Origin of the sequence: Amycolatopsis magusensis (assembly GCF_017875555.1) — a bacterium.
Taxonomy (GTDB): domain Bacteria; phylum Actinomycetota; class Actinomycetes; order Mycobacteriales; family Pseudonocardiaceae; genus Amycolatopsis; species Amycolatopsis magusensis.
In genome coordinates this window covers 1,267,650-1,280,784 of sequence record NZ_JAGGMS010000001.1, presented here as the reverse complement: position 1 = coordinate 1,280,784, position 13,135 = coordinate 1,267,650, and the positions used below count along the sequence as shown (strand labels likewise).

Genomic DNA, 13,135 nt, shown 5'->3' with positions numbered 1-13,135 from the left:
GAACCAGCGTGGTTCTTCGTGTGTGTTCACCAGCGGTGTTGTGGCTGGGCTCCGTTGAGTGGTCACCTCGTGTCGTGGCTGATCAGCGCCTCGTTGTTGTGGGTGGGGAGTTGATCGGCGTTGGGGGGGCGCGCGGGTGTGGGGTGGGTCATAGGTTCAGGCGCCAGTGGGAGCGGTCGTGGTCGGAGATGGAGCCGTCGCCCAGGTCGGTGGTGGTTTTGGGCCAGGTGGTGCCGAGGTTGGCCAGGCTTTCGGTGAGGGCGGCCTGGGTGTCCTTGGCGGTCTGGAACTGGGCGAGCAGGCCTTCGGCGGCGGCGGTGACCAGGTCCAGCAGTTCGCTGACCACCGCCGACACCAGGGCGATGAGCCCCAGTGCGCCGCCGAGGGGGCCGCCGACGGCGGCGGCGCCGACGATGCCGAGCACGGCGGTGACGCAACTGGCGTAACCGAGGCCCACGGCGGTCCAGAAGCTTTCGACGGCGTTCGCCATGCCGCGCAGGTTTTCCCGCAGTCCGGCGGCCAGGTCCGCCACCTCGTCCAGCTTCTTCTGCTGCACCGGGATCAGCTGCCGGTAGGCGGTGGCGCCGTCGCTGTGCCACCGGTGCGCGGCGGTCAGCTTGCCCAGTTCGTCGTCGGAGATGGCGGAGACCTTGGTGTTGACCAGCTCGCTCCAGCCATCAGCGGCTTCGCGCAGGGCCGATGGTGAGCCCATGTTCTCGAACCACGGTGCGGCCTGGTCCTTCAGCTGCTTGATCATCGCTTCCAGCGCGGCCAGTTGCCTCTTGGCGGGCTGGAGCAGCTTCTCCAGCAGGTCGGGGAACTGCGCGATCTGCTTGTGCACCTCCCGGACGAACGCGTCGAGCTCCTTCTCCACCTTTTCGCGGTAACCGCAGGCCTCCCGCAGCACGCGATCCACGTTCGGCGTCACCAGCATGTCCATCGGAAGGCCCCTCAGTAGTACTTGTGGAGTTCGTGCAGGTGGTCGCGTTCGTCCGCCTCGTAGGCGTTCGCCGCCTTGCGCAGGGCGGCGGCGATCGTGCCGAAGTAGGCCTCGGCCTGCGTGAGCATTCCGGCGAGCTGCTTCCTGGCGGCTTCCACGTCTTCGTCGAGGCCGGTCGGCTCGCCGACGTAGCCGAGCGCGCCCTTCTTCAGCGCCAGGCCCTGCGCGGACTGACGCGGGGTGGCGAGCAGTTTCGCCGCGTGGTCCCAGACGCCGGCGTCGTGCCGGAGGTCGCCGAGCGCCACCTGGATGTCGCGCGCGCTCGGCTTGTTCGGGTCGAACTTCTCCGCGGTCACGCCGTCGGTCCCTTCGCGGGCAGGAGGCCGACCCGGCGCAGCAGCGCCTGCGGATCGGCGGTGAGGGCACGCAGTTCGGCGACGGCGGAGGTTCGCGGACCGTGGATCAGTTCGCTGCTGTCGTCCTTGCGGCGCAACTGGGTCAGCACGTCGCTCAGTTCCTCTTCGATCTCGGCGTTCGGCGCGCTGCGCGCCCACTTCGCGTCGATTTCGAACTCGCGGACCTGGCCGTGGACGCTGGATCCGGCGGCGTGCCCGCCCCGGCTGTCCACCCACTCCGGCCGGTCGTCGAAGGCCACGACCTGGCGGGCGAACGCGTCGAGATCCGCCTGCACGGCGTCGAGCAGGCGCAGCGCGTCGGTCGGGGTGATCGGGCTCGTATCCGGATCCGGGCGCACCGGTTCGCGTGCGGGTGCCGTCACCGTGATCGCGGCCGTCTGCACCGCGGTGAGCACTTCGGTGTGCAGCGAACGCGGGTCGACCCGGTCCCGCCAGTCCGCGGCCAGCCGCACCCGGTCGCCGGTGACCGTGACGAGTGCTTCCTGGCGCACCGGTTCCGGCGCGGCCGCGGGCTCGTCGCCGTAGTCCCACGCATCCGTGAGGCTCCAGCCTTCTTCGTCCCTCATGACATTCCCCCTCTGACCGTCAAAACAGTTGAAACAGTTGGCTCAGGCGATGATGAACCACGAGTTGCCGCGCCACTCCAGGGTGAAGCCCTTCGGGTCGACGCCGGTGATGTTCGCCAACGCGGCCTTCGGCGCGTGGATCCGGGTCGGGCCATCCTTCCGGAGCTTGGCCGGATCGACCTTCGCGTTCCTCGCCTCGGTGATTTCCTGCGGGGTGAGGTAGTCGAAAAGCGCGGTGAACGCCTCGACACAACTGGCGAGGTCGCCTTCCGATTCCCACGCGGGCCTGCTGATCTCGCACACCACGTCCAGGTCCTTCGCCGCCGTGGCGTGGAAGTACCGCTCGAGCACGATCGCCGCGCCCTCGGGCGTCTGCGGCACCGATTCACCACCCGCCGCCGGTTTCGACGAGCTCTTCGGCGGCGCCTGCGGGGCGGGCACGGTGCCCGGCGGCAGTTTCGCGGTGAACGCCGGGCCGAGCAGGTCGGCGAATTCGGCGTAGGGCACGACCACCTCGCGGACCCCGCAGGCCCGCCCGAGGTTCAGCATCAGGTCGAGGCCGTCGGCGGCGGCGATCGGCTGCACCACCGGTGGTGCGCTGCGGACCGCGCGGAAGCTGTCGGCGGAGAACGGTTCCACGTCGGGGCAGTCGGCGATCCGCCCGGCGATCCGCTCCTGCAGCCGCTGCGCGCCGGAATCGGTGACATCGGCGAAGAAGTCCGTGATCTCCACGATCGCGCCGGTTTCCAGGTCGACGGTCACCGACATCGGCGACACGCTCGCGCCCGAGCCGGGGTTGCTGAAGTCGTGCCTGAGCGAGACCAGCCGCGGTCCCCGCATCCGGAATTCGGCCGTGCCCTTCGAATCCGGGGAAGTATCCGGGCCGTACGAGGTCAGCAGGTAACCGCCGAACCGCTCGTCCGGCTGCCGCAGCGCTTCGTTGACCTTGCGCTCGACGTCCGCGTCCGGCAGCCCGGTCACCTGGCCGTGCTGGACCTCCACCGAGATCGGCGTGCCCTCCACGGCCCTGGTGGTGGTGCGGATGGCGAAATCGGGGCCGGGCTGCGCGGGTGCGGCGATCGGCGTGGGCTCCGGCGGCGGTGGCGCGTCGTCCTGGTTGGCGATGAGCACCGCGGCACCGGTCCCGGCGAGTACCGCGAGCGTGGCCACCCCGGCGACCACTTTCGCCGTGGTGGTGCCGAGAACGGCCTTGCCGGCGCCCGCGCCGACGGTGGCCGCGGTGCCGCTGCCCGCCAGCGCCCCGGTGGCCGGCGCGAGGTGCGCGGCGGCCGCCAGCAGGGCCACCGGCGAGAGCGCCATCACCGCGGCGGCTCGACCGGCCAGCCGCGCCAGGCCGCGGTTTTCCCAGTCGTCGCCGTAACCCGCGCGGGCCGCACGCTCCACTTCGGACACGAACTCGGCGGCGTTGCCCGGCCGCTGCTCCGGTTTCTTCGCCATGCCACGGCGGATCAGCTCGCGGATGGGTTCCGGTGCCGCACCGAACGGGATCGGCGCGTACTCGTGAAGATCCCGCAGCACGGTCGAATCGTCGGCGGCGTACGGCCGTTCCCCGGTGACGCACTGGAAGAACACGCAGGTGGCCGCGTAGACGTCGGTCGACGGCGTGGCGACGGAGTAGGACCACTGCTCGGGCGCCATGTACGCGGGCGTGCCAGCCGGGACGCCGGTGGACCCGGCCAGCACGGCCAGGCCGAAGTCGACGAGCTTGCTCTGCCGGTCGGCGCCGACGAGCACGTTGTCCGGTTTGTAGTCGCGGTGCACGGTGCCGACCGCGTGCGCGGCGGCGAGCCCGAGCAGCGACCCCTTCAACACGGCGAGCGCGGCTTCCGGTTCGAGCGGCCCTTCGGCCAGCACCGCCTTCAGCGACACCCCCGGCACGGCCTCCATCACGATCGCCGCGCCCTCGGGCCGTTCGACGAATTCGTGCAGCCGGGCGACGTGCGGGCTGATCACCCGCGCGGCCTGCCGGGCCTCCTCGCGGAAGCGGGCCACGTGCTCGGGATCGCCCAGGTGCCGGGCGAACAGGTACTTGATCGCCACCTCGATGCCGGACTGGTCGTGCCGCGCCAGCACCACGCGCCCGAACGACCCTTCGCCCAGCCGCGCCAGTTCGGTGAATCCCGGCAGCATCCAGTCCGGTGATGTCATGCAACAGCCCCCTCGATCAGGCACATGTGACAGTGCTCAGCCCCTTGTCACATGTGACGCACCGAAGGTACTGCCGGATCCCTCGCCGAACAAGGTTCTTCACACGTCAGGTGCCCTTGCGGAACCGTTCGGTCAGGTCGAGGCCCTGCACGCGGCCGATCTCCGGGTCGCGGGCGAAATGGCGGATCAGCTCGTCGCGGCGCACGTCGACGGTGGATTCGACCAGGTCGGCGTACCCCGCGGCGGCGGATCGGGCGCGGCGCCAGCTGGTCAGGGTGAGCGCGACGCCGACCACCGCCGACGGCCACCACCACGCCCCGAGCGCCAGGTACAGCAGCGACCAGCCGCCCAGCGCGCAGGCGGCGTCGAACCGGGCGCGCGCGGCGGCCAGTGGTTCGCGCATGGAATCCGGCAACAGGAGCCAAAGTCGCGGCCAGGTGCTGGCCAGGTCGAGCCCGTAGTCCTGCCGGACGCGGACCGCGGGCGCGCACAGCCGGTCGCCGATCCAGGTCGGGCGGATCGGCGGGCTCAGTGCGAAGCGGTTGCGTTCCTCGTTGTGCTCGCCGTCGTTCAGCGCGTCCCACCGCTCACGGCGGCGGGCGGTCAGCGAGGTGGCGAGTGAACGGCCGAGCCGGGACCACTGCCCGGTGAGCAGGTTTTCCACGCCGCCGCCGAGCGCTTGCGCGAGATAACCGGCCGCCGCCGCGGCGGCCACCACGAGGATCGCCACCAGCAACGTTCGCGTGGTGCCGTCGGACCACCCCGACAGCCGGGCGCCGATCGAGCCGAACTCGGCCCACCGCGCGTGCCCCAGCAGCACGGCGACCACCGCGAAGCCGGTGAACACCAGTCCCGGCACGGCGAGCAGGGCGAGCCAGCGCTCGGCGGCCTTCTTGCCGAATTCGGTGACCAGCGTGGTGACGATCATCCGTCGGCCACGAACCGCAGATCCCGCTCGAACAGCGGGCAGACGGGCAGCTCGTCACCAGCGCGGCGGTAGACGACCCGGCCGCATTTGCCGGTGGGACAAAGGAAAGCGCCGTTGACGCCGGTGGACGGGCCGTACACCTCGGTCAGCTGCACGCCGGGGCCGAGCAACTGGGAAACCTTCGCGTCGACCGGTTTCCCGTCGCGTGCGGCGAGCACCGCCTGCTCGACCAGAACCCGATCGCCGTCCTTGAGCCGTCGGCGCAACTCGGGCAACCGGGTGCAGAACTCGGTCAGCAGCACGGTCGGAAAGCCTACCGCGCCGCTGACCGCCGCCGAAGCGGAAAGCTCAGCGCACGCCGACGAGGTCCACCACGAAGATGAGCGTCTCGCCCGGCTTGATCTTGTCGCCGGCCCCGCGGTCGCCGTAGCCCAGGTGCGGCGGGATGGTCAGGCGGCGTCGCCCGCCCACCTTCATCCCGGCCACGCCCTGGTCCCAGCCGGGGATGACGTAACCGGCGCCGAGCGGGAAGTCGAGCGTCTGCCCGCGGTTCCACGAGGCGTCGAACTCCTCACCGGTGGAGTACGCGACCCCCACGTAGTGCACGGAGACCGTGCTCCCGGCCTGCGCCTGGGGACCGTCGCCCTCGGTGAGGTCGACCACCGTCAGCTCGGCGGGCGGGGCCCCTTCCGGGGCGTCGACCTCGGGCTTCTCCAGTGCCATACCGCGTTCCTCCCTGTTCGTTCGATGAGGACCCACGGTAGGCGATGGCCGTGGTCCGCGCCGCAGGTGGCGATACTCCGTCGGGACGACACAATGTGAGAGGTATTCACAAACAGCCCTCCGCCTGCGTACCGTGCTGCACGTCACACCGTCGAAGGGAGCCGGTGGCATGCGCCGACGCATCGGGACGTTCATCGGGCTGGGGGCGCTCGCGGCGACCCTGGTGGTCGTGCCACCGCAGGCGGTGGGGCAGGCGCCGCCGCCGATCGACTACTGCCAAGGCCAGTGCGGGGACATCCTGCCGCCCGGTCAGAACGGCAACGCCACGCTCGCCGGCATCCTGGCGCACCGGGTGCTCGGCACCCGGCCCGCGCATTCGGCCGACCAGCTCGGCAAGTACGCCGACCTCGGCGCGAACTACCGCGGCCTGACCACCGAGACCATCGGCAAGTTCTTCAACGACGCCTCCTTCGGCGTGCCCGCCGGCCAGGTGGAGAGCACCATCAAGCCGCGGTCCGACGTGACCATCGTCCGGGACAAGGCGACCGGCGTCCCGCACATCACCGGCACCACGCGGTCCGGCACCGAGTTCGGCGCCGGGTACGCCGCCGCGCAGGACCGGCTGTGGCTGATGGACGTGATGCGCCGCGTCGGCCGGGGCCAGCTGTCGTCGTTCGCCGGTGGGGCCGAGGGCAACCGCGAACTCGAGCGCCAGTTCTTCGCCAGCGCGCCTTACACCGAGGAAGAACTGCAGCGCCAGATCGACGAGGTGAAGAACTCCGGCCCGCGTGGCGCGCAGGGGTACGCCGACGCGGCCGCCTACGTCGAAGGCATCAACAAGTACATCAGCGAAGCGCACTCCGGCCGGTACTTCCCCGGCGAGTACGTGCTGACCGGGCACATCGACGCGATCACCAACGCGGGCAAGATCGAGCCGTTCAAGCTGACCGACATGGTGGTGCTGTCCTCGGTGGTCGGCGCGCAGTTCGGCGGCGGTGGCGGCGGTGAGGTGCAGGCCGCGATCGCGAAGCTGGCCATCCAGGAGCGCTACGGCGTCGAACAGGGCGAAGAGGTCTGGCGCAGCCTGCGGTCGGAGAACGACCCCGAGACGGTGTACACGCTGCACGAGGGCCAGAGCTTCCCGTACGGCAAGACACCGGCGAACCCGCAGGGCGCGGCGATGCCGCAGCCGGGCTCGGTCAGTCCACAACAGACGGTCTTCGACGAGGTCGGCGGCCAGGGCGCTTCGGTGAAGCCCGCCGCACCCGCGGCCCAGGAACCGGCCCGCGACATGTTCGCCGACGGCGTGCTCCCGGCCGATCTGCTGAGCGAGAAGCACGGCATGTCCAACGCGCTGGTGGTCTCCGGGCAGCACACCGCCAGCGGCCACCCGGTCTCCGTGTTCGGCCCGCAGACCAGCTACTTCGCTCCGCAACTGCTGATGCTCCAGGAACTCCAGGGGCCTGGCATCAGTGCACGCGGTGCTTCGTTCGCCGGCGTGAGCCTCTACGTGCTGCTCGGACGCGGCCAGGACTACGCGTGGAGCGCGACCAGCGCGAACCAGGACATCATCGACACCTACGCGCTGGAACTGTGCGATCCCTCGGGCGCCCCGGCGACCAAGGAGTCGAACGCCTACCTGTTCAACGGCCAGTGCACGCCGATGGAGGTCATCGAGCGCAAGAACTCGTGGAAGCCGACGCTCGCCGACGGCACCCCGGCCGGTTCGTACACGCTGCGGGCCTTCCGCACCCAGTACGGGCCGGTGACGCACCGCGCGATCGTCGAGGGCAAGCCGGTCGCGTACGCGGCCCTGCGCAGCAGCTACTTCCACGAGGTCGACGCGCTGCTCGGGTTCCAGGAGTTCAACGACCCCGACGCGGTGAAGTCCGCCGCCGACTTCCAGCGCGCCGCTTCGCAGATCAACTACACGTTCAACTGGTTCTACGCCGACGCCCAGGACACCGCCTACTACAACTCCGGCGCGAACCCGGTGCGGCACCCGAACGCCGACCCGAGCATGCCGATCAAGGCGGGCGCCGGGCTGGAGTGGCGGAACTGGAACCCGGCGACCAACCGCGCCGACTACACCCCGTTCGAGCAGCACCCGAACTCGGTCAACCAGGACTACTACATCAGCTGGAACAACGCGCAGGCCAAGGACTACGCGGCCAGCGGGTACGAGAAGTCCGCCGTGCACCGCGGGGACCTGCTCGACCGCCGCGTCCGGGCGCTGATCGACAGCGGCACCAAGGTGACCAGGGTGAACCTGACCCAGGCGATGGCCGAGGCCGGGCTGGCGGACCTGCGTGCGGAGAAGGTCCTGCCGCAACTGCTGCGGGTGATCGAAAGCGCGGCCGTCACCGATCCGGCCGCCGCGGCCGCGCTCACCAAGCTGAAGGACTGGCAGAGCCGGGGCGCGCTGCGGGCGGAGACCAGCCCGGGCAGCAAGGCCTACGCCGACGCGGAAGCCATCAAGATCATGGACGCCTGGTGGCCGCTGCTGGTCCGCGCCCAGTTCGAGCCGGGGCTCGGCACGCCGGCCTTCACCGCGATGACCGGCGTGCTGAAGATCAACGAATCGCCGTCGGGCTGGCAGAACGAGGTGCCGGGCAAGCACGTCGGCCAGGGGCATCAGGGTTCGGCGTACCAGTCGGGCTGGTGGGGTTACGTGCACAAGGACCTCCGGTCGGTCCTCGGTGACCAGGTGGCCGGCCCGCTCGGCGCGGAGTACTGCGGTGGCGGGGATCTGGCCCAGTGCCGGACGCTGCTGCTGAACACCGTGAAGCAGGCCGCCGCGCAGCCGGTCAACGAGGTCTACCCGGGTGACGGCGACTGCTCGGCCGGGGACCAGTGGTGCGCCGACTCGCTGATCCACCGCCCGCTCGGCGGCATCACGCACGACAAGATCAGCACCCAGAACCGGCCGACGTACCAGCAGGTGGTGGAGTTCGCCGGCCGCCGACAACCAGCCTGATGGTGGGTGTCCGGCGCGGCCCGGACTCCGCATACTCCAGATGCGAACTGAAGTCACTCGCTCACTGAGGGCCAACAAGGGAGTTGGGGCGTGTCCATTCGAAAAGGCGCGTTGGTCGCCGCTGCGCTGCTGACCGGGATCACCGCGGGGACGGGCGTCGCCTCGGCGGCACCCGCCTACGAGCACTACGTCGCGCTGGGGGACTCCTACACCTCCGGCCCGCTCATCCCGTTCATGCGGCTCGACCCGCTGGGTTGCGCGCGCTCGACGAACAACTACCCGTCGTTCCTGGCGCGCAACCTGGACGTGGGGTCGTTCACCGACGTCAGCTGCGGTGGCGCGGACACCACGAACATGACCGCCGCGCAGTCGGTGCCGCTCGGCTCGAACCCGCCGCAGTTCAACGCCCTCAAGGCGGACACCGACCTGGTGACCATCGGCATCGGCGGCAACGACTACGGCGTGTTCGGCACCCTGGTCGGCGACTGCCCGCCGCTGCGTGAGCAGGACCCGACCGGTTCGCCGTGCCGGGACAAGTTCACCGTCGACGGCGTGGACACCATCAAGCAGCGAATCGAGCAGACCGGCACGCGGGTGACCGCGGTGCTGGACGGCGTGCACGAGCGGTCCCCGAACGCGAAGGTGGTGCTGGTCGGCTACCCGCGGATCGGCCCGCCGACCGGGACCTGCCCGAACATCCTGCCCTTCGCCGACGGTGACCTGCGCTGGCTGGACAGCGTGGAGCAGGAGCTGAACGGGGCACTCGCCAAGGCCGCGGCCGAGGACGGCGACACCACCTTCGTCGACATGTACCCCGCTTCGCTCGGGCACGACGCCTGCGCGCCCGGTGGGGCCGCGTGGATCCAGGGCAAGGACATCAACCTGCTCGCCGCGCTGAACTACCACCCGCGGCGGTCGGGGATGATCGGCGTGGCCACCCAGGTCCAGGGCGCCCTCACCGGCAAAACCCCGGCGAAGCTGAAGGCCCCGGCGTACGACGGTCCGGTCGCCGATCGTAAGACGGTGGCGGGAGTCTACGGCCGTTAGGACGGCCCTCCCCACGCACGCCCGCTGACCTGCGGTTAGGTTGGCCGGGTGGACTTCGAAGACTGGTCACCCCGTACCCGGGCGGTGGCGGCGGGACGGCCGCAGGAGCCCGGTGAGCCGCTGAACACCCCGATCGTGCCGGTGAGCACCTTCCACGCCGGTGGGGCGCGGGCGTACTCGCGTGAGGACGGCACCCCGAGCTGGGCCGCGCTGGAGGAGGCGATCGGCCTGCTCGAGGGCGGGCACGCGACCGCCTTCGCCTCGGGCATCGCGACCGCGGCGGCGGTGATCGACCTGCTGCCGGTCGGGGCCGAGGTGGCCGTGCCGCGGTTCAGCTACGCCGGCACCCGCGGCCTCCTCGGGCACGCGGCGAAGAACGGGCGCCTGCGGGCGGTCGAACTGGAGCCGTCGGACCTGGCCGCGTGGACGGCCGCCGCCGAGTGGGCCGACCTGGTCTGGCTGGAGTCGCCGACGAACCCCACGCTCGACGTGATCGACATCAAGGCGGTGGCCGACGCGGCCGAGGGGCACCTGGCGAAGGTGGTGGTGGACAACACCTTCGCCACCCCGCTCGGCCAGCAGCCGCTCGCGCTCGGCGCCGACATCGTGGTGCACAGCGCGACCAAGCTGATCGGCGGCCACAGCGACCTGCTGCTCGGCCTGACCGTCACGAAGGACGAGGAGCTGGCGAAGGCACTGCGCGACGCGCGCACCCGCAACGGCGCGACGCCCGGCGCGCTCGAGGCGTACCTCGCGCTGCGCGGCCTGCGCACACTGCCGGTGCGCCTGACGGAAGCCTCGCGCAGCGCGGAATTCCTCGCCGAACGCCTCGGGCAGCACCCGAACGTCACGCGCGTCCGCTACCCGGGCTCCGGCCAGATGATCGCCTTCGAACTCGACGGCGCCGAAGCAGCCGACGCCGTGTGCGCGGGCCTGCGCCTCATCCGGCACGCCACCAGCCTCGGCGGCGTCGAAAGCTGCGTGGAACGCCGGGCCTGGCTGGCCGGCGACGCCCACGTGCCGCCGGGCCTGGTCCGGTTCTCCGTCGGCCTCGAAGACCCCGAAGACCTCTGGCGAGACCTGCAGCGCGCCCTCGGCTGAGCGAGTTCAGACGGTGCGCGAGTGCAGATCGCGCTCGCGTTCCAGGTGCCACGAGATCACCCGCCGCGGCCGCACCCGGATGACCTCCTTGCTGAAGTAGTCCGGCGCCACCGGCGGCACCTCCACGGTGACCAGCTCGGCGTGGCCGCGGATCTCCACCCCGCGGCCCCAGCCCGGCTTGACCTCGGCGGGATCGTCCGGCGTCATGTCGTCGACCAGGAACGAGACCTCCGGCCGCGCCTGGACGTTCTTGTACTTGCGGCTGGTCTCGTTGGCCGGGCCGCTGATGTCGATGGTGCCGTCGTCGTTGAGCCGGAAGGCGACCGGACGCGACTGCGGCCCGCCGTCCGGCCCGATGGTGGACAGGCGGCCGAGCCCCTGCCCGAGCAGGTACTCGCGTTCGGCTGCGGTGAAGGTCATGCCGCGCAGCCTAGGAGCTCCAGCTAACTGGAGGTCAACCCAGTGGGGACTCCGGGTAGGGGTAGGCCGTCGGGGGTTCGGCGGTCGTCACCACGTGTTTGCGCAGGGCGGCGTCGGTGACGGCGTAGCCCCAGTTGATCAGGCCGCGCTGCAGGTCGGCGTCCAGGCGGTGCAGGCGGGTGGGGACGGCGGCCAGCTGGTCCGACTTCGCCTTCGGGGCGGGCAGGGTGTCCGGCATCTCGAAGTCGTCGATGTCGCTGTGGGCGGCCCAGTAGGCACCGGCCGCCTCGCCTTCGACGTAGCACTCGACGAGGCCGCGCTTGCGCAGCGAGCGCACCTGGTTGTCGATCACGTCGAGCACCCGCAGCAGGTGCAGCGCCCAGTTCCGCTTGACCCGCGGCTGGAAGTCGAACTTCTGCCCGGCGTCGCTGACCAGCACCGTGTCGCAGCGTGGGACCACCGGGTCGAGGCCGAGGTTGTCGAACACCCCGGCATCGCTGAGCACGGCCTCTTCCGGCAGCCCGCTTTCGCGTTCACTCGCGCTGGTCGGCACCTTCACCGGCGACAGGAACGGCGGGAAGGCCGAGGACGCGGCGACGGCGGTGGCCAGCAGGATCGGTTCGCCCGCCGCGGTCGGCGGCTCCTTGTCGCGGTAGAACCACCAGAGCTCGCCGTTCTGCAGGTTCGTCGCGTTGAACACGAACTGCGGTGACTCCGGCAGTTCGCTCATCCGCCGATCGCCGAACAGGTGCTTGCGCAGCACGGCGACCACCTCGTCGCCGATCGACCGGCCCGGCAGCAGCAGCCCGCGCAGGATCACGCGGACGTCGATGTTCCGGTTCGCCAGCCGCCGCAACGGGTCCACCACGGCAGGCACGAAATTCGTCGCCACGCCGTCGGAGAATTCCAGTTCCGGCCACGCCTTCGCGAGCGCGCCCGCGGTGATCGAACCGCCGGACACGCTGGAAATCACGTCGAGCCGGGACAGCACCCCGAGTTCGTTCAGCCGCCACAGCGCGCCGGTGTGGAAGAGCATCGCGCGGTACCCGCCGCCGGACAGGCAGAGTCCGACGCTCTCAGTGCTCACCGGGTCATTCTGCCGTGCCCAGCAAGGGGAACAACAGGGGCCGGTCCCGCACTGGAACGTAATCGGAGTAATGGTCGAAGATCGCGCGCCGCGCCAGTCGCTGCGCGAGCTCACCATCCCGGACGCGGACCGCGTCGAACACCTCGCGGTGGTGCGCCAGCCAGGCCGACATCAGCGCGCGGCGGTCGTCGGCGTGCGAAAGCTTGTCCTCGATCAGGTCGAGCACGATGCCGCGCACCACTTCACCGCACACCACGATCAGCGTGTTCTGCGTGGCCCGCGCGATGATCTCGTGGAAGGCGATGTCGGCGCGGCTGAACTCCTCGTACCCGGCTTCGGCGGCGACGGTCATCGCCGCCATCGCCGTCTCCAGTTCGGCCAGCTGCTCGTCCGTGCGCAACCGCGCGGCCAGCAGGTACGCCGAACCCTCCAGCAGCATCCGGAACTGCAGCAGTTCGGTCAGGCTCATGGTTTCCGCGCGCGCCAGCCGGTGCATGGACTTGTGCAGGTTCACCGGGGACGCCGGCAGGATCTCCGGCCCGCGTGGATCGCCCGGCTTCGACCGGATCATGCCGCCCGCCTGCAGCACCCGCAGCGCCTCGCGGACGGTCGACCGGCTCACCCCGAACTGCGTCATCAGCTCGCGTTCGCTGGGCAGCCGTTCCCCGGCTTTCAGGCGGCCGCTGAACACGGCCTGCTCCACCTGCTCGACGACCCGCTCGTAGGCGCGGACCGGGGCGACCGGCTCGAACTCCATGCTG

At 70.8% G+C, this 13,135-nt stretch carries 13 protein-coding genes; 3 read left to right on the top strand and 10 right to left on the bottom strand.

Annotation, left to right across the window (positions count from 1 at the left end):
- Nucleotides 1-148: 148 nt before the first annotated feature.
- The 7 genes from JOM49_RS06115 to JOM49_RS06085 form a co-directional block, all read right to left on the bottom strand.
- Nucleotides 149-940, bottom strand: a complete 792-nt coding sequence (locus tag JOM49_RS06115) for a hypothetical protein (RefSeq protein ID WP_209663379.1) — start codon at nucleotides 938-940, stop codon at nucleotides 149-151.
- Between the two features lie 11 nt (nucleotides 941-951).
- Entirely contained in the window at nucleotides 952-1,296 is a 345-nt protein-coding gene (locus tag JOM49_RS06110; protein WP_209663378.1) for a hypothetical protein, read from the bottom strand.
- Nucleotides 1,293-1,922, bottom strand: coding sequence for a hypothetical protein (locus JOM49_RS06105; RefSeq protein WP_209663377.1), 630 nt, complete (start codon nucleotides 1,920-1,922; stop codon nucleotides 1,293-1,295). Before JOM49_RS06105 ends, JOM49_RS06110 begins: the two co-directional genes overlap by 4 nt.
- A gap of 42 nt (nucleotides 1,923-1,964) precedes the next feature.
- Nucleotides 1,965-4,091, bottom strand: coding sequence for a serine/threonine-protein kinase (locus JOM49_RS06100; RefSeq protein ID WP_209663376.1), 2,127 nt, complete (start codon nucleotides 4,089-4,091; stop codon nucleotides 1,965-1,967).
- 106 nt (nucleotides 4,092-4,197) lie between these two features.
- On the bottom strand, nucleotides 4,198-5,019 hold the full coding sequence (locus JOM49_RS06095) for a hypothetical protein (protein ID WP_209663375.1): 822 nt from the start codon (nucleotides 5,017-5,019) through the stop codon (nucleotides 4,198-4,200).
- Entirely contained in the window at nucleotides 5,016-5,321 is a 306-nt protein-coding gene (locus JOM49_RS06090; RefSeq protein ID WP_209663374.1) for a hypothetical protein, read from the bottom strand. Before JOM49_RS06090 ends, JOM49_RS06095 begins: the two co-directional genes overlap by 4 nt.
- Before the next feature lie 46 nt (nucleotides 5,322-5,367).
- On the bottom strand, nucleotides 5,368-5,742 hold the full coding sequence (locus tag JOM49_RS06085) for an FKBP-type peptidyl-prolyl cis-trans isomerase (protein WP_209663373.1): 375 nt from the start codon (nucleotides 5,740-5,742) through the stop codon (nucleotides 5,368-5,370).
- A 169-nt stretch (nucleotides 5,743-5,911) separates the two neighbouring features.
- Between JOM49_RS06085 and JOM49_RS06080 the strand changes: the two genes are divergently transcribed.
- From JOM49_RS06080 to JOM49_RS06070, 3 genes are all read left to right on the top strand, one after another.
- Entirely contained in the window at nucleotides 5,912-8,719 is a 2,808-nt protein-coding gene (locus JOM49_RS06080) for a penicillin acylase family protein (protein WP_209663372.1), read from the top strand.
- Nucleotides 8,720-8,809: 90 nt separating this feature from the next.
- Nucleotides 8,810-9,766, top strand: a complete 957-nt coding sequence (locus JOM49_RS06075; RefSeq protein ID WP_372443974.1) for an SGNH/GDSL hydrolase family protein — start codon at nucleotides 8,810-8,812, stop codon at nucleotides 9,764-9,766.
- Between the two features lie 48 nt (nucleotides 9,767-9,814).
- Complete coding sequence (locus JOM49_RS06070; RefSeq protein ID WP_209663371.1) at nucleotides 9,815-10,867, top strand: trans-sulfuration enzyme family protein; 1,053 nt, start codon at nucleotides 9,815-9,817, stop codon at nucleotides 10,865-10,867.
- A 6-nt stretch (nucleotides 10,868-10,873) separates the two neighbouring features.
- Here JOM49_RS06070 and JOM49_RS06065 read toward each other — a convergent pair whose 3' ends face one another.
- Genes JOM49_RS06065 through JOM49_RS06055 form a run of 3 tightly spaced genes read right to left on the bottom strand, consistent with a single transcriptional unit; the run spans nucleotide 10,874 to nucleotide 13,131 of the window.
- Nucleotides 10,874-11,287, bottom strand: a complete 414-nt coding sequence (locus tag JOM49_RS06065; protein ID WP_209663370.1) for a PPOX class F420-dependent oxidoreductase — start codon at nucleotides 11,285-11,287, stop codon at nucleotides 10,874-10,876.
- A gap of 34 nt (nucleotides 11,288-11,321) precedes the next feature.
- Nucleotides 11,322-12,374 carry a patatin-like phospholipase family protein gene (locus JOM49_RS06060; RefSeq protein WP_282769561.1) on the bottom strand — a complete coding sequence of 351 codons (1,053 nt, stop codon included), beginning with the start codon at nucleotides 12,372-12,374 and terminating at the stop codon, nucleotides 11,322-11,324.
- Between the two features lie 4 nt (nucleotides 12,375-12,378).
- Complete coding sequence (locus JOM49_RS06055) at nucleotides 12,379-13,131, bottom strand: FadR/GntR family transcriptional regulator (RefSeq protein WP_209663368.1); 753 nt, start codon at nucleotides 13,129-13,131, stop codon at nucleotides 12,379-12,381.
- Between the last annotated feature and the right edge of the window lie 4 nt (nucleotides 13,132-13,135).